This is a genomic window from Longicatena caecimuris (assembly GCF_004341945.1).
Taxonomy (GTDB): Bacteria; Bacillota_I; Bacilli_A; order Erysipelotrichales; family Erysipelotrichaceae; genus Longicatena; species Longicatena caecimuris.
In genome coordinates this window covers 22,808-39,805 of the sequence record NZ_SMBP01000002.1, presented here as the reverse complement: position 1 = coordinate 39,805, position 16,998 = coordinate 22,808, and the positions used below count along the sequence as shown (strand labels likewise).

The window sequence follows — 16,998 nt, the reverse complement described above, 5'->3', positions numbered from 1 at the left end:
ATACATATGCATACTATTTAATGCCATATCTAATCTAATTCTGCTATGTCAGTTGTCATAGCCGCATCCTCGTTTTCTCATTCATGGTATAGATGTTGCGAAGTCATCATCATGTAAATATTATATCTTTTCTATGAACAAAACAAAAAGTAAAAAATTCATAGGATGATGAACCTTTGATAAAATCATGGTTAATATGACAGGATGTTGTCCTATATGACATTGTATAATATATAGGTAAGATGTCTATCGATGGAATGTGAAAACTTATAAAGCATAAGTTAAGACATAAAATAATAACCAATTTTTTATGTGTATGGATGACTTACAGTGATATCATAAATAAAAAAATAGGGTATCCTATCAAAAAGGTAGTGTGATAAAAGATAAAAACCAACAAGCATATTGTACTTTATATTGTGTTGCTTTGTGATTATGATACAATAAAATAACCTATTCGCTTTTCATATGTGGATGGTTAAACAAACAGGGAACGATGATTGACGTTAGCAAAGGACAATTTCTGGTAATAAAGAAGCTGAAATGGCGATTTTTACTGTTAAAATATATATATCACATTGTGCAACGTCTGCATACGCAGATATTTATGGTAAGGCGAATCGTCGTTTAAGAAAATAAAGGAGGAATGTTTATTATGACTGTTTCAACAATAAAAAAAGTATTTCCATATCCCATACAACAAGTATGGAATTTGATGACGTCATTGGACACGTATGCTTGGCGCAGTGATATAAGTGAAATAAAAGTTTTGGATGATCAAAAGTTTCAAGAAAGATCTTTGGATGGTATCACAACCACCTTTACCATTACTAAGAAAGAACCTTATCGGGTATATGCGTTTTCTATTGAGAATAAGAATATGAGTGGCTCTTGGGAAGGTTGTCTTTATGATACAGATGCTGGGACACAAGTGATATTTACAGAAGAAGTAAGGGTGAAAAAATTTTATATGAAACCATTTATAAAAGGCTTTCTACAAAAACAACAGGAAACTTATATGCAGGATCTAGCAAATGCCCTAGATAAACAAGGATAAGATAGGCGTATGGAAAAACCTGAGCTCAGCAAATTTATGAATGCCGAAACCTTTTCTTCCTACTATTATTTAAAAGAGGAGTTAGTGGCTTTTTGTAAGGAACTTGGACTTCCTACATCAGGCAATAAACAAGAATTGACGAAACGGATTGCTTATTTCTTAGAGACTGGTTGTTGTTTACAGCCAAGCAAACGGGTAATAAAAAAAGCCATCCACGATGATCTTTATTTGACGACGCTTATTGAACCTAATATTATTTGCAGTGAGAAACATCGGACTTTTTTTAAACAACATATAGGATCGTCATTTACCTTTTGTGTTACCTTTCAGAAATGGTTGAAACATCATGCGGGAAAGACTTATGCCGATGCTATCGCAGCATATCACCAGCTTTTACAAGATAAGTCAACGCAGGATTTAAAGATTGGCGAGCAATTTGCGTATAATGCGTATATACGTGCTTATTTTGCTGATCATAAAAATGGCCGTTTACAGGATGCCATAGCTTGCTGGAACTATAAAAAGCAATTAAAAGGGAAGCCTGTCTATGAAAGAGAGGATGAAATTGCAGTGGGCATTCATAACAGCCATTAAATAATCAGATAACGTGATAGAAGGATAAAATGAACATGATACGATCCAAGAAAAAACTAGTTTCTAAAAAAGTATTTGCCAAGCAAATAAAAATATGCTATCATATTTAAGCAATGCGGGCGTGGTGAAATTGGCAGACACGCTAGACTTAGGATCTAGTGCTTCGCGCGTGCAGGTTCAAGTCCTGTCGCCCGCACCAATGGAACAGACTACTTCAGACGTAAGGTTTGAAGTTTTTTTATGTCTGTATGTGTCATGATTCATCTTGTCACTATTCTGATAAAGAATTGTGCATTACATACTTATCACTGGGACAACATAAGTTCCTTTCTATATGCCTCTGCTTCATGTAATACAAGCGATTGAATATATGGATGATAATCTGGATGAAGCAAAAACATAAAAGCACCGTTGCGACATTTCTGATGATACGCATGCTTCATAAAAAAAGAGTATCCCATAGAACATTTCGGATTACATGCATGTGGATCAAGCAAACGTTTACAAACAGGTGCATGTGAAATGGCTTCCTGCATTTCCAAGGGCAAGGTGTCTAAAACTGCTTCATATTCATTTACATGAGCGCCATAAATTCTTATCAACATCCCTTTTTTTCTGAAGATATAATTTGCAATTGTCTTATTATGCAATACATAAGCAGCGACATAGCCACTTCTGGCTTCTTTAATATGTATCCTATACCCCTGATGAAGAAGCTCTTGATGCAAATTTACTATAAATGCATGGTTTTCTTGCGATACAGCTGTCATAAATTCTGAGAAATCAATGTTTTTTTTCATAAGATTTACACTCCTTTCTTTTCTTGTACGGCGATCCATACCTCAACGTTGCCATCGGCATGATAATATTCTATATCTGGAGCTCCTGCTTTCATTCTTCCTGTGATATAGCCTTTATTTAAAGGTTTATATTTTGACTTTGGCAGCCATTTTGTAATTGCCTGTGCTTCTGTTTTTCCTATTGTCTTTTTCGTACAGGGAAAGATTGCCCATGTCCTTGCAGGAATGGTATATGCAAAAAGATTCCCCTGTACAGCATGATCACTTGCAACAGCAATCATATAGGTAAATTTACGAGTATCATAAGGGTCACTTTGATAAATATGAATACCGAAAAGACCTTGTGTACTATCCTTTGCCATCGCAAGTAAATTCTTATCCAGATGATCTTTTTGAATGGCAGACCAGAATGCAGGAATGGCTTTTCTTGCTTCGCCCTTTTGATTTGTTGTTTCCAGGAAATAGCCTACGACACGTATGCTTTGTTTTTCTTCTATGTGAAATGCGGTTTTCATGTTTTTCTCCTTCTAGTGTTTATGAATAATGGGAATCCAGATCTGACTACTATAATTACTGTCATAGGCATTAGCGTTGCTGTACCATTCTAGTTCTGGACAGGCTGCGTGTTGAAATGGATATTTCATGATCCATTCTTCGTGTAAATATTTCCAACCATTTTGCATGGCTTGTGGTACAGGACCTTGACAATCAAAAATAGCCCAGGTGGTTGCGGGTATGGATATTTCGTAATAGCCTTTGGGCAGAGCGTCATCTGAAATAACCATGAGAGAATAGTTTTGCCTATCGGAGTTAAAATTCTCATAAGGATATAAACCAAATACGCCTTGTGGTGTACCTTGATCCATCGTTATCAATTGAGAAAACGTTCCATCTCGTTGACATTCGCTCCAGAAAGCAGGAATTTTTGTATATTGTTCCCCTTTTCTATAGTGCATCTTCTTACCGAGCAGACGAAACCCCGGTTTTTGTTTTATTGACCAAGTATAGCGTTGCTTCAAAGCTATCTGCATCTTAGGGATAACACGTAATTGGGCATCAATATTTCTTGCTTGTGTCGGCGTGATTCCATGAAATTGCTGAAAAGCTTTTGTAAAAGAAGTAGGAGAATCGTATCCATAGCGATAACTTATATCGATGACTCTTAAGTTTGTACTTTTCAAATCATAGCCAGCTAAGGTTAATTTTCTTGATCGAACATATTCGGCAAAACTAATACCGTACATATAGGAAAATACTTTTTGAAAAAAACCTATGGAACATCCAGCTAATTGGGCAATTTCCTCTTGCTTGATAGGTTCTTGGTCGCGTTGTAAATGGTTTTCAACATAATCTATAATATCTTGTAATTTTGTATTCCAATCCATGGGTAGACTCCTTTCCTATTCATTATAACGGAAATAAGATTACATCTCCTCTTATTATATGTCCTATCTGGATAGCTTTTTTTGCTTGTCTTATTTTATCATAGGAAGTAGATAATCATAAACTTTCCTATCAATATAAGGTGAGGAAATAATTGGAATATCTAGGTGAAAATCGCAGATATGGACCTTGTAATCAATATACAGGATGCATCTTTACAGGATACTGATTTTCTTACCTAGCACCGTTTTGTTTTTTGTAAATTCTTTGTAAATCGAACAATTTAGGATAGGAACTTTCTCTAAAACAGTTTATAATAAAAGAAGAGTTCGGTAGGAGGAAACGTTATGAAATACCTGCTGATAAGTGATACGCATGGACAATTAGAAAAGACTCGTAATCTGATATTGCAATATCCTCTTATGGATGGCTATTTTCATATGGGAGATGTGGGCTTTGCCTTGTCGTATCTAGAGCAGTTTCATATTGTCAGAGGCAATCATGACCGTCATACCAGTCTGCCCATGGAATTGCGTTTTACATTAGGAGAACGGAAAGTGCTATGTATGCATGGAAATCGTTTTGATGAAGAAACCGTACAAGAGGTTTTACATATGCAACATCTCAGCGGTGAAGAAATGATGGAAGAATGCATGCGGCGCCTATATGAAAAATTGTCTGATTATACAAAACGGCAGGGCTGTGATACGCTGTTTTTCGGTCATACGCATGAGCAGTGTTGTGTGGAATATGAAGGTGTTACCCTGATCAATCCAGGCTCGCTTAGTTTTGGGATGAATGGTGCCGGATATGCTATCGTTGAAATTGAGGGGAAACATATCCATGCGGAAATGAAAACATTACCCAACCTATAAAAGATAAGAGAGGAAAGAAAGTATGTTCACAAAAATTTTAACAAAATTAGGCTTTACGAAAGAGGAAACCAGCTGGATATTATACGATGTCGGTAATTCAGCACAAGTATTAACGACCTGTACGGTGATTTTCCCTTTGTTGATAGCGAAGATTACACCGGGTGATAGCAGTGTCTATGTTGGATGGGCAAATGCTATTTATGCGATTATTTTGGCATTGATATCGCCGGTCTTAGGTACAATGGCAGATTATAAAGATAAAAAGATGCGAATGTTTAAATTCTTCTTATATATGGGAATCTTTGGCGGTTTTGCCTTAGCCTTGCCGTTCATTGATTACAAGATGGCTTTGCTTGTTTTTGTTATCGCCATGTTGGGGTATAATGGTTCCATTATCTTCTATGATGCTTTCATCGTGGATGTTTGTGATGATGAACGTGTGGATAAAGTCAGTGCAGCCGGCTATGCCTGGGGGTATATCGGCTCGGTGTTACCGTTTTTGATTTTTGTCATTCCTTTTGCGGCAGTTACGTTGTTTGGTGATAAAGTAACGGGTGACTTGGTGATTGGTTCCTTTACTTTAACCTATCGCATGGCATGTGGAATAACGATGGGATTGGCAGTTTTATGGTGGTGGATTTATTCACGTCCGATGTTAAAAAATGTTAAACAAAAGAACTATCATGAACCGGTTCCTCATGTAATAAAAGAATCGTTCGCTCATTTGTGGCATACCTTTCGGGATGTTAAGAAAAATAAAAATATCTTTCTTTTCTGTATCTCTTATTTCTTCTATATCGACTGTGTGAATACGGTCATTAAAATGGCAGTATCTTTAGCAACCGAAATGGGAATTACGGATACGATGAGTTTAGTAGTTGTTATCTTTATCAATATCATCGCTTGTCCTTTCTCCATCTTATTTGGTAAATTGGTAGGAAATTTTGGCTCCAAGAAAATGATCTATGCCGGCATCATTGGATATATCGGGGTGGTTGGCTGTGGTGCCATGATACAAAGCAATCCATCCTTTATCTGGTTAGTGGCTTTATTGGTGGGTATGTTTCAGGGAGGTATTCAGTCCGTATCACGTTCCTATTTTGCGAAACTGATTCCTGATAAGGCAGATAGCAATGAGTTCTTTGGTTTCTTCTCTGTGTTCTCGAAATTCTCGGCTATTTTAGGACCTATCGCGGTATCCATCATCATTATGATAACAGGAGAAACGCGTTATGGAATTCTGGGATTGATTCCTATGATGGTGTTAGGAATGATTTTCTTGATGTTTGTGAAGGATCCTGAAAGTGAACAAAAGTTTAGGAAAAAGAAAAAAGTTTAAAATAGAGAAATTTCATCTTCAGCTAAATACGGTTACATAAATAATAAGTCTTTTGCTGATAGACACAAAAGAAGCAATTCCTTTAACAAAACAGGAATTGCTTTTTTCAATGTACTTGATGCTTCATTTTTAATAAGAAGCTGTATTCTTTTGATTGTAGCGTTATCCTTACTGATGTTGACGAATCAGATTTAAGGTACCACCGGCTTTGATGGTTTCAATATCTAATGCCGTAAGATGATGTGCTACCTCAAAATAGTATCCTTTGGTAATGTTTTGTACCTGTAAAGGCACATCTACTTGAAGATCTGATAGATGTTCAATCTTTAATTCATCCATTTCATCAATGGTATCATAATCTTTTTCATTCACAAAGGTTAATGGAAGAATGCCAAAGTTAATCAGATTGGCACGATGGATACGGGCAAAACTTTTGGCAATGACGGCTTTGATACCTAGATACATAGGTGCTAATGCGGCATGTTCACGAGAAGAACCTTGTCCATAATTCGCGCCTGCTACAATATAGCCACCACCATGTTGTAAACAATCATCATGGAAGCTTGCTTTGACATTCATAAAGATAAATTCACTGATCTTTTCAATATTGGAACGATATGGCAATACCTTTGCGCCGGCTGGGGCAATATGATCTGTTGTGATATTATCTTCTACCTTGATCATGACCTTCTTATCAATAACATCATCTAACGGTGTGTTGATAGGCAATGGTTTGATATTTGGACCGCGGATAACTTCTGTTTCTGCTGCAGTCTGTGCATCTGGTACAATGACCATGGAATCATCAATGGCAAAGGTTTCAGGATCGTTTGGTATCGTGTAATCAATCGTTCTTGGATCTACGATATAACCGGCTAAAGCACTTGCAGCTGCGGTTTCAGGGGAAACTAAGCATACTTTAGCACTAAGTGTTCCACTTCTTCCATAGAAGTTACGGTTAAAGGTACGTAGTGATAAAGCATTGGTAATAGGAGATTGTCCCATGCCGATACAAGGACCACAAGTACTTTCTAAAATTCTGGCACCGGCAGAGATCATGGCTGATAAACCACCATTTTGGGCAATCATGTTTAATACCTGTCGAGAACCCGGTGAAATGACCAGACTGACATTTTCATCAATGGTCTTACCTTGTAGAATGTTAGCAACGCTCATCATATCGCGATAAGAGGAATTGGTACAGCTGCCGATGGCAACTTGATCGACCTTTAAGCCTAGTACTTCAGAAATAGGCAGGACATTGTCCGGAGAATGGGGCATGGCAATCATTGGTTCTAAGGTTGTTAGATCAATTTCAATGACTTTATCATATACCGCATCTTCATCTGCAACGATTTCTACCCAATCTTCTTCACGTTGCTGCTTTTTTAAAAAGTCTTTTGTTACTTCATCACTTGGGAAAACGGAGGTTGTTGCGCCTAATTCTGCTCCCATATTCGTAATTGTAGCACGTTGGGGAATGCTTAAAGAGGCAACGCCATCTCCACTGTATTCAATGACACTGCCTACCCCGCCTTTTACACTTAACAGCTGTAAGACCTTTAAGATGATATCTTTACTGGAAACACCTTTTGTCAAGGCACCATGTAATTTCACATTGATAATATGTGGCATGTTTAAATGGAAAGCTCTACCTGCCATGGCACAGGCTACATCCAAACCACCGGCACCGATAGCTAAAGCTCCCATACCTCCGGCAGTTGGAGTATGAGAATCACTTCCTAATAATGTTTTGCCGGGAATGGCAAAGCGTTCCAAATGAACTTGATGACAGATCCCATTTCCTGGACGTGAAAAGCGGATACCGTGTTTCATAGCGACCGTTTGTAAATACTTATGATCATCGGCATTTTCAAAACCGCTTTGTAAGGTATTATGGTCGACATAGCTGATGGACAATTCGGTTTTTACCTGCTCGACGCCCATCGCTTCTAATTGCAGATACGCCATAGTGCCAGTAGCGTCCTGTGTTAATGTCTGATCAATATGAATGGCGATTGGCTCGCCGCGTTTCATCTCACCCTCGATGAGATGTGCGCTGATGATTTTCTCAGTTATCGTTGGCATAAATTCTCTTCCTTTCTCATATACAGGTAACATTATATCATAAATCATGAAAATATTTCATTGATTTTATGAAAAATATGATGTAATATTGAAAGTAACTTGAAAGTGAGAGGTGAGCCTTATGATTGATGCATTGCACACATTTTATCAAAAATCGAAACAGTATTCGGATATTCCTAATGAATTGTTTCATAAATATAATGTCAAAAAAGGATTGCGTAATGATGATGGTACGGGGGTTCGCGTCGGTCTGACACGCATTGCAGATGTCGTCGGTTATAAATATGTAGATGAAGTGAAAACAGATGATGAAGGGAAGTTATATTATCGTGGTATCGAGCTTCGCGATATTATAGCGAATATTAGCAAAAATCAGGTATGTGGGTATGAAGAAACCTGTTTTTTATTACTGTTTGGCTATCTGCCTAATCGTGAGGAATTACAAGATTTTTGTAAGATTTTAAAGGATCACTATGAATTGCCGGATGATTTTTTGGAAACCAAATTTCTGCATATGCCGGGTAAAAATATTATGAATCGTTTACAACAAGCGGTGTTGGCACTTTATGATTATGATGATGCTGCCGATGATATCAGCGTGGAGAATACGCTAGAGCAAGGCTTGAATATCTTGGCCAAATTACCAAGCATCATCTGCTATGCCTATCAGAGCAAGATGCATCGCTATAATAAGAAATCATTGGTCATCCATCCGGTTCAGCAAAAGCTGTCCATCGCGGAAAATATTTTATATATGTTAAGGAAAGATCATCGCTTTAGTGAATTAGAGGCTAGAATTTTGGATATGATGCTGATCGTACATGCAGATCATGGCGGTGGGAATAACTCTACTTTTACAAATGTAGTCATTTCTTCTACCGGAACTGATATTTATTCTTCGATCGTTGGTGCTATTGGCAGCATGAAAGGACCTCGTCATGGAGGCGCCAATTTAAAGGTCAGTTCCATGATGAAGGAAGTTATTCGTGAAATTGGCTATACGGATAATGATGTGGAAATCAAGGCATTGTTGTATCGCATATTAAATAAGGAGTTTTATGATTGCAGCGGTCTGATCTATGGAATGGGTCATGCCATTTACACATTGAGTGATCCGCGCAGTGAGGTGTTGCAGGGTTATATTGAAAAGCTGGCTGAAAGCAAGCATAAGTCGAATGAATATGAATTCTATCAGCGTTTTGAGCGGTGTGCCAAAGAGGTAATATGGGATGTCAAAGGCATTCATGTCTCTAGTAATGTCGATTTCTATAGTGGTTTTGTATATGAGATGATGGGCATACCTGAAGATTTGTATACACCATTGTTTGTGACAGCAAGAACTGTCGGCTGGCTGGCACATAACATTGAAAATAAAGCATATGATGGCAGGATTATGCGCCCGGCTACGAAATATGTAGGAGCCGTAAAAGAGTATGTAAAAATGGAGGAGCGTTAGTATATGAAAACAATTACCGTATTTAAGGGAGATGGCATTGGGCCTGAAATTGTAGATGCCGTTTTAAAAATTTTAGAGGCTGCCAAAGCCCCCTTATCTTATGAGTGTTTTGAAGTAGGGGCAGCAGAATATGAGCGTCATGGGAAACTGATTCCGGATGCTGCCTTTGCGTCCTTTGAAAAAAATAAAGTACTTTTAAAAGCACCAATTACGACACCGATCGGTAAGGGATTTCGTTCCTTAAATGTCACGCTGCGTAATAAGTATGACCTTTACGCAAACATTCGCCCTGCGAAATCAAACAGCGCCGTAAAGACCAGATTTGAGAATGTGGATATCGTGACATTTCGTGAAAATACAGAGGATCTGTATGTCGGAGTGGAAGAACAGATTGATGAAAATACTGTACATGCGACAAAAATCATTACGCGCAAGGCAAGTGAACGTATTATTCATGATGCTTTTGCTTATGCGAAAGAGCATGGAAGAAAAAAGGTCACTTGTGTGCATAAGGCGAATATTTTGAAGATGAGTGATGGTTTGTTTTTAAATATTTTTCAAACGATTGCCAAAGAATATCCTGATATTGAGGCAGATGATAAGATTGTTGATAATGTATGCATGCAGCTAGTCATGCATCCAGAAACCTTTGACGTCATGGTCATGCCTAATCTGTATGGTGATATTGTATCAGATCTTACCAGTGGTCTAATTGGTGGTTTGGGACTTTTGCCAAGCTGCAATTTGGGTAGTGAATATGCGATGTTTGAGGCAGTGCATGGCTCTGCACCGGATATTGCCGGAAAGCATATCGCCAATCCAACCGCTTTGTTGTGGAGCGCCTGTATGATGCTAGAGAATCTAGGTATGGAAGATATTGCCACTAAGATTCGCAATGCTGTTGATGCGGTGTTAGAGGAAGCTAAGGTGCTCACTCCTGATCTTCATGGCAATGCAACTACGCAAGCTTATCGAGATGCTATCATTGCACATTTATAGACAAGAGTGTTTTCATGATATAAATAATGCCAAATATGGCAGATAGAAATAAAAATGATGCTAGGATGACGTAGTGTAAAATATACGTTATAGGGGCATCATTTTTTTTGCTGGCTCGCATGCGCGTAGCGTAACTAGAATTACGCATATAATGGGCTATGATATAGGTGAGAGTAAGTGAATATTTTGCATTCTCACATCGGGCTATGAGAATAAACATAGTATGAAAATAATCAGAAAAGTAAGAATTTCGGCAACGGTTTTATATGGTATTAATTTGTTAGAAATAAACGATCTTCCTTGTTCTTTTTAGAACATTATTGTTGAGTTTATAATCATATAGAAAATAATTAAACGCTTACATTTGTCAATGAAAGAGGTTACATAATTCACTTGTGAATACAAGATCTTTTTTCTATAATGAGGATAGCACCTGTACTCACAGGGTAAAAAAGAAAAGGGAAAGGAGAAACAATGACAAAAAAAGTATTAAAAGCTGCAACAGTGCTCATGACCTGTTCGATGGTGGTAAGCAGCATCGCTCCAACTTCTATCGTAGCGGCCACAAATCCAAAGATGGTTTCCCAAATGCAAAAAAGCATAGAGGAAATGACACTATCTGATTTTATTGGGGGAGAAAAGGATGTGCAAGAAAATCGCATTCTCTTAAAAAATACGGGTGGCGATAACTTTGCGGTAAGTAATGAAATCAATGAGTTGGTCAATGATTTTCATTACAGCGCTGATGTTGAACTCACGGCTGGTGGTGAAAATTCAGCGGCTCTGGTATTTGGCATAGGGGATAAAGATAAACCTTCGACTACATGGAAAGGAGCCAATGTTGTTAGGGAACAAGATGGCAACATCATGCGTGTCTTCAAAGTTCCGGCGGGAGAAGATTATGCCGAGCAAATCCAATTAACAGATTATGATATCACGAAGAAAATTCACTTAGATCTGGATGTAAAAGCAGATGGTACCTTTATTTATAAGGTGCAAAGTGAAGGTGGCAGTTTATATCAGATGGAAGGTAAAATCGATGCATGGGTAGGAGGCTATATCGGTATTTTGACCTTTAAAACAGAAGCTGCCTATTCTAACATAAAATTTACGGACAGAACGATTCGTACCGTAGATAATTTCAAAACAAATATTGAAAATTTGAGAGGACTTCAAGGTATTTGGACAAAAGGCGAGGATGGTCTTACATCCTCTGGAACCGGTGATAACTTCGCCATATCCGATACTAAAAGTCAAGATTTTACTTATCAGGTGCATACGGTCAATAAACATGGTAAAGGCGCAGGAGCTTTATTGTTCCGTGTCGAAAACCCTAACGATCCTAAAGCTGGTTGTTATGCATTTAACGCCGATTACACAAATAACATCTTCAAATTATTTGAATTTCCAACAGGTGGCAGTTTAGCTGAAATTCCGCTAAGTGAAGTGGCACCGAATGAAGATGGTTCCTATGATTTGAAAGTTACTGTAGTTGGCTCTGATATTTATGCTTATGTCAATGGAAAAGGGGTTGCACATGTTCAGGATGATCGTCATCGTGATGGATATTTAGGCCTGCTTACTTGGGATGGCAGTGTCGTATATCAAAATTTATATTATCAAAATGAAACAGAACGTCCAAACATTTCAGAACCAGAATTAACAGCACTTGCATTAAGTGATGGTGTAAGTATCACACCAGCTATTGATCCAGGCACAACTATTTATGGTATGGATATAGCTGCCGGTATTGATGAAGTGACATTGAAGCCTAGTGGCAATGGAAAGGTCTATATTACGATAAAAGATCGCAATTTACGCGTGACACGTCCACGTGAAGAAGTGAAAGATGCTTATACATTGCGTGCTGATGATTTTGAAACTAACTTTGCCAATGTCATGATCAGTGTTGAACGTGATGGTTTTACAAAAAACTATCAATTTGCTGTGAATAAATGGTTTAGCAATGAGGAATTGGCAGCTCAAGAAAATCGTGCGCAGTTCCATGTAACACCACAAATCAATTTCATGAATGATCCAAATGGTATGGTATATGATTCTACCGATGGCTATTGGCATTTGTTTTATCAGTATTCACCAAATAATAACTTTTATAAACAATCATGGGCACATGTTCGTTCAAAGGATCTCGTGAATTGGGAACAACAGCCTCTAGGTATCCAGATTGATGATCTTGGATTAATCTTCTCTGGATCTGCGGTAGAAGATAAGGATAACACTTCTGGTTTCTTTACGGATAATCAAGAAGGGGATTCTAAATTAGTAGCTATTTTTACTTATCATAATGAAAAGAATGGTAAACAATCACAAGCCATTGCATATTCAAAAGATCATGGAACAACTTGGATCAAATATGAAGGAAATCCAGTCTTGCCAAATGAAGGAAATACACTTAGTGGAAATGATTTCCGTGATCCTAAAGTATTTAAGATCGATGGGGATACAAAATGGTATATGATTACTGCCGGTGGCGCTGCCCAGCTGTTTGCAAGTGAAGACTTGAAAACATGGACACGCACACAAAATCTTACGTATAAAAATGGTGATCAGATTTATTCAGAATGTCCAGGGCTTATTCCTGCAAAAGTGAATGGAACCGGTGAGCAGAAGTGGATTTATAACGGTAGTGCCGGTTTCTATGTCATCGGTCACATGGAAAGAGATGGCGATGTTTTCAAATGGGTAGCTGATACCGATCGTATCAATGTGGATTCTAATGAGGATCCATGGCGTGGTTTTGGAAAATATGCAACCATGACATTCTTTGAAGATGGTACCGGAAAGAATCGTCAAATCGGAATCAGCTGGCTGCAAGACTTTACAGAGTTTGATGGCAAGATATATAAAGGGTCACAATCTCTGCCACAGGAATATGGTTTGATAACCGATCGTGATGGTAAATATGTAGTAACTAGTAATGTGGTTGAAGAAGTCAATAAACTGCGTGACCAAGAACATATCCTATATCAGATTACAAATAAGAAAGTTTCCGCAAACGATGATAATATATTACGTGGTGTATCAGGTATTTACTATGATGTAGAGGGTACGTTTACACTAGGCAGTAGTAAAGAATTTGGCTTTAAACTGCGTCAAGGCGGTGGAAAAGAACTTATCTATAAATACGATGTGGTAAATAAAAAGATGGTACTGGATGCTAGAAATGCTGGTCATTATATGAACAGTGGTAATTTCTCTTATCAGTTGACACCATTAGAAGGAAATAAAATCAAACTGCGTATTTTAGTTGATCAAGGTGCTGTAGAAGCATTTGGTAATGATGGTGAAGCAAATATTTCAACAACACTTTATCAAGATAATCATAATATTGCCATGTCCTTTTTCACAAACGATGGGGATGTAACGATTGATGATCTAAAGATTTATGATATGAAGTCTATGTATAGCAAAAAATCGGGAAGTGAGACGGCGAAAACACAGCTATACGTATCCGCTAAAGAGCGTGTTCATGTAGATACAGCGTTCACGGTTGATGCAAATGTGTATCCAAATCCAAGTGAAATGAACGATATCAAGTGGACACTTCCTGAAGGCTTACAAATCGTTAAAGAAGAGAAAGGCAGTATTACAGTAAAAGCTTTAAAGGCCGGTGTCTATCGGATTCAGGCAACGGTAGGGGAGTTAAGTGATGAAGTTAGTGTACAAGCTATTGTACCATCACTAGATTCTAATATCACAAATTGGAATACCAATGAGGTTTGGGAAATCACTGAAAAAGGTATGGAAGGGAAAAATACCGGTGGAGATAGCTTCCAATTAAGTGATACGAAGATTTCTAAGGATCAGCCATTTGTATTAGAAGCTGATATGAGCATCAAGGAAGGTATTGCGGCCGGTTTAGTATTTGGTGTAAAAGATAAAAATGCTCCTACATCATTATGGTTCTGTGTAAATGTGGAACGTAATGAAAATGGCGCAATCGCAAAAATCTTTAAAAATATGAATGGCCAAGACTGGCATATTGATAAACTATTACCACCAGCAATTGTGGATGCGGATACATATCATTTGAAGGTTGCTTATGATGGTAAGGGAACCTTGACCTATTATGTGAATGATCTACAGATTGCACAGAAAAGTGATGCAGATATTGTAGATGGCTATATTGGTGTACAAACCTTTAGATCTACAACCGTCTTTAATCATATAAAGGTGGCATTCCCACAAGCAGTTGTAAACGATGTTACATTGCCTGAAGAGGTACTAGTAGCCTTTAAAGAAAATGATGTGACAGCGAAACTGCCAAAAGATGTCATGGTAACATTGGATAATGGAAATGTGTTAAAAGAAACGATTTCTTGGGATCTTAGCAACGTCGATACTGCTGTATCTGGTGATTACAAGGTCAAAGGCACAGTTTTAGGAAAAGAAGTAGAACTATGTGTCTTTGTACAAGCTGATAAAACAGCTTTGAAGAAGATCATCGAGCAGGCAGATACGTATGAAGCAGATGCTTATACAGAAGAAAGTTATCTGAATCTTATGACAGTTGTAACAAAAGCAAAGGAAGTTCTGAAAGATGATAAGGCAACACAGGATGCTGTAAATGCACAGGTAACAGCAATCGAAAAAGCTATTGCAGCTTTGGAAAAGGAAGAAAAACCAATTGTTGTAGATAAAGCAGAACTGAAAAAAGCATTAGATAAAGCCAAAGCAATACAGGTAGATGGCTACACAAGTGCAAGCTATGCGAAGTTACAGGAAGCAATCAAGGCAGCTGAAAAAGTATATGCCGATGATAAGGCAACACAGGATGCTGTAAATGCACAGGTAACAGCAATCGAAAAAGCCATTGCCGCTTTGGAAAAGGAAGAAAAACCAATTGTTGTTAATAAGGCAGAGCTGAAAAAAGCGTTAGATAAAGCTAAAGCTGTACAGGCAGATGGCTACACAAGTGCAAGCTATGCGAAACTACAAGAAGCAATCAAAGCAGCTGAAAAAGTATATGCCGATGATAAGGCAACACAGGATGCTGTAAATGCACAGGTAACAGCAATCGAAAAAGCCATTGCAGCATTGGAAAAGGAAGAAAAACCAATTGTTGTAAACAAAGCAGAGTTGAAAAAAGCATTAGATGAAGCCAAAGCTGTACAGGCAGATGGCTACACAAGTGCAAGCTATGCGAAGTTACAGGAAGCAATCAAGGCAGCTGAAAAGATATATGCCGATGATAAGGCAACACAGGATGCTGTAAATGCACAAGTAACAGCAATCGAAAAAGCCATTGCAGCATTGGAAAAGGAAGAAAAACCAATCGTTGTAAACAAAGCAGAGCTGAAAAAAGCATTAGATAAAGCCAAAGCTATGCAAGCAGATGGCTACACAAGTGCAAGCTATGCGAAACTACAAGAAGCAATCAAGGCAGCTGAAAAAATTTATGCCGATGATAAGGCAACACAGGATGCTGTAAATGCACAGGTAACAGCAATCGAAAAAGCCATTGCCGCTTTGGAAAAGGAAGAAAAACCAATTGTTGTAAACAAAGCAGAGCTGAAAAAAGCGTTAGATAAAGCTAAAGCTGTACAGGCAGATGGCTACACAAGTGCAAGCTATGCGAAACTACAAGAAGCAATCAAGGCAGCTGAAAAGGTATATGCCGATGATAAGGCAACACAGGATGCTGTAAATGCACAAGTAACAGCAATCGAAAAAGCCATTGCAGCATTGGAAAAGGAAGAAAAACCAATCGTTGTAAACAAAGCAGAGCTGAAAAAAGCATTAGATGAAGCCAAAGCTATACAGGCAGAGGGCTTTACAAGTGCAAGCTATGCGAAGTTACAGAAAGCGATCAAAGCAGCCGAAAAAGTTTATGCCGACGCTGCAGCAAGTCAAGATGATGTGAAAGTACAAGTAAAGAATATTCAAAAAGCAATTCAATCCTTAGAGGCAGTTAGTCAAACTAGTGCCAAAGCGATTTTACAAAACTTAGTTGAAAAAGCTGAAAAGAAAAAAGAAAGTGCTTATACCGCTACATCTTGGAAAACATTTGAAAAAGCATTAAAAGATGCTAAAAACATCTTACAAAAGAAAGATGCAACAAAAGTTGAAATTCAACAAGCATATGAAACACTTGTGACAGCATTACAACAGTTGAAAGCAATTGAGCAACACAAAAAAGAGCCAGTTAACACAACAGACAAAACAGATACGCCTAAAACAGGGGATACTTCGCAGGCACAAACAGCAGGTATCATGGTTATCTTAAGTGGAGCTGTCTTAGCGGTATTGCGCAAGAAAAGAAAGTATGTAGAAGAATAAATGAACTTGAAGAGGCAAGATGAATTGTCTCTTCTTTTCTTACAGAATAAATAGAAATACTTTAGGATTTATTAAGATATGAAAGATAGATTTTTGGTATCATAAAG

Annotated in this window: 11 protein-coding genes and 1 tRNA gene; 8 read left to right on the top strand and 4 right to left on the bottom strand. The window is 37.9% G+C overall.

Annotation, left to right across the window (positions count from 1 at the left end; translation table 11 throughout):
• The first annotated feature begins 655 nt into the window (after nt 1-655).
• The 3 genes from EDD61_RS01740 to EDD61_RS01730 all read left to right on the top strand — a co-directional run bounded on the left by EDD61_RS01740 (nt 656) and on the right by EDD61_RS01730 (nt 1,850).
• Entirely contained in the window at nt 656-1,057 is a 402-nt protein-coding gene (locus EDD61_RS01740) for an SRPBCC family protein (protein ID WP_008687494.1), read from the top strand.
• A 9-nt stretch (nt 1,058-1,066) separates the two neighbouring features.
• Complete coding sequence (locus tag EDD61_RS01735) at nt 1,067-1,651, top strand: DUF6434 domain-containing protein (RefSeq protein WP_132223519.1); 585 nt, start codon at nt 1,067-1,069, stop codon at nt 1,649-1,651.
• Between the two features lie 115 nt (nt 1,652-1,766).
• A tRNA-Leu gene (locus EDD61_RS01730) sits at nt 1,767-1,850 on the top strand.
• Between the two features lie 106 nt (nt 1,851-1,956).
• Here EDD61_RS01730 and EDD61_RS01725 read toward each other — a convergent pair.
• Genes EDD61_RS01725 through EDD61_RS01715 form a run of 3 tightly spaced genes read right to left on the bottom strand, consistent with a single transcriptional unit; the run spans nt 1,957 to nt 3,836 of the window.
• On the bottom strand, nt 1,957-2,451 hold the full coding sequence (locus EDD61_RS01725) for a hypothetical protein (protein WP_008687499.1): 495 nt from the start codon (nt 2,449-2,451) through the stop codon (nt 1,957-1,959).
• Nucleotides 2,452-2,456: 5 nt separating this feature from the next.
• Nucleotides 2,457-2,966 carry a GyrI-like domain-containing protein gene (locus EDD61_RS01720; protein ID WP_132223516.1) on the bottom strand — a complete coding sequence of 170 codons (510 nt, stop codon included), beginning with the start codon at nt 2,964-2,966 and terminating at the stop codon, nt 2,457-2,459.
• Nucleotides 2,967-2,978: 12 nt separating this feature from the next.
• Complete coding sequence (locus EDD61_RS01715) at nt 2,979-3,836, bottom strand: AraC family transcriptional regulator (protein ID WP_008687504.1); 858 nt, start codon at nt 3,834-3,836, stop codon at nt 2,979-2,981.
• Between the two features lie 345 nt (nt 3,837-4,181).
• On the opposite strand from EDD61_RS01715, the gene EDD61_RS01710 reads away from it, so the two are divergent.
• Both EDD61_RS01710 and EDD61_RS01705 read left to right on the top strand, forming a co-directional pair.
• The gene (locus tag EDD61_RS01710; RefSeq protein WP_008979420.1) at nt 4,182-4,709 is read left to right on the top strand and encodes a metallophosphoesterase family protein; all 528 of its coding nucleotides are present in this window, start codon (nt 4,182-4,184) and stop codon (nt 4,707-4,709) included.
• A 22-nt stretch (nt 4,710-4,731) separates the two neighbouring features.
• Nucleotides 4,732-6,048 carry an MFS transporter gene (locus EDD61_RS01705; RefSeq protein ID WP_008687509.1) on the top strand — a complete coding sequence of 439 codons (1,317 nt, stop codon included), beginning with the start codon at nt 4,732-4,734 and terminating at the stop codon, nt 6,046-6,048.
• 168 nt (nt 6,049-6,216) lie between these two features.
• Here EDD61_RS01705 and EDD61_RS01700 read toward each other — a convergent pair whose 3' ends face one another.
• Nucleotides 6,217-8,136: an aconitate hydratase gene (locus EDD61_RS01700; RefSeq protein WP_132223513.1), complete on the bottom strand. Its 1,920-nt coding sequence runs from the start codon at nt 8,134-8,136 to the stop codon at nt 6,217-6,219.
• Between the two features lie 121 nt (nt 8,137-8,257).
• Here EDD61_RS01700 and EDD61_RS01695 point away from each other — a divergent pair, with 121 nt between their 5' ends.
• From EDD61_RS01695 to EDD61_RS01685, 3 genes are all read left to right on the top strand, one after another.
• On the top strand, nt 8,258-9,592 hold the full coding sequence (locus tag EDD61_RS01695) for a citrate synthase (RefSeq protein ID WP_008687513.1): 1,335 nt from the start codon (nt 8,258-8,260) through the stop codon (nt 9,590-9,592).
• 3 nt (nt 9,593-9,595) lie between these two features.
• Nucleotides 9,596-10,591, top strand: a complete 996-nt coding sequence (locus tag EDD61_RS01690) for an isocitrate/isopropylmalate dehydrogenase family protein (RefSeq protein WP_008687515.1) — start codon at nt 9,596-9,598, stop codon at nt 10,589-10,591.
• A 474-nt stretch (nt 10,592-11,065) separates the two neighbouring features.
• Complete coding sequence (locus EDD61_RS01685) at nt 11,066-16,891, top strand: GH32 C-terminal domain-containing protein (protein WP_132223510.1); 5,826 nt, start codon at nt 11,066-11,068, stop codon at nt 16,889-16,891.
• The last annotated feature ends 107 nt before the right edge of the window (nt 16,892-16,998 follow it).

What these genes read in the sequence shown, in the direction of transcription:
- EDD61_RS01740 (WP_008687494.1), top strand. Translation starts at nt 656, where the DNA reads ATGACTGTTTCAACAATAAAAAAAGTATTTCCATATCCCATACAACAA.
- EDD61_RS01735 (WP_132223519.1), top strand. Translation starts at nt 1,067, where the DNA reads ATGGAAAAACCTGAGCTCAGCAAATTTATGAATGCCGAAACCTTTTCT.
- EDD61_RS01725 (WP_008687499.1), bottom strand. Translation starts at nt 2,451, where the DNA reads ATGAAAAAAAACATTGATTTCTCAGAATTTATGACAGCTGTATCGCAA.
- EDD61_RS01720 (WP_132223516.1), bottom strand. Translation starts at nt 2,966, where the DNA reads ATGAAAACCGCATTTCACATAGAAGAAAAACAAAGCATACGTGTCGTA.
- EDD61_RS01715 (WP_008687504.1), bottom strand. Translation starts at nt 3,836, where the DNA reads ATGGATTGGAATACAAAATTACAAGATATTATAGATTATGTTGAAAAC.
- EDD61_RS01710 (WP_008979420.1), top strand. Translation starts at nt 4,182, where the DNA reads ATGAAATACCTGCTGATAAGTGATACGCATGGACAATTAGAAAAGACT.
- EDD61_RS01705 (WP_008687509.1), top strand. Translation starts at nt 4,732, where the DNA reads ATGTTCACAAAAATTTTAACAAAATTAGGCTTTACGAAAGAGGAAACC.
- EDD61_RS01700 (WP_132223513.1), bottom strand. Translation starts at nt 8,136, where the DNA reads ATGCCAACGATAACTGAGAAAATCATCAGCGCACATCTCATCGAGGGT.
- EDD61_RS01695 (WP_008687513.1), top strand. Translation starts at nt 8,258, where the DNA reads ATGATTGATGCATTGCACACATTTTATCAAAAATCGAAACAGTATTCG.
- EDD61_RS01690 (WP_008687515.1), top strand. Translation starts at nt 9,596, where the DNA reads ATGAAAACAATTACCGTATTTAAGGGAGATGGCATTGGGCCTGAAATT.
- EDD61_RS01685 (WP_132223510.1), top strand. Translation starts at nt 11,066, where the DNA reads ATGACAAAAAAAGTATTAAAAGCTGCAACAGTGCTCATGACCTGTTCG.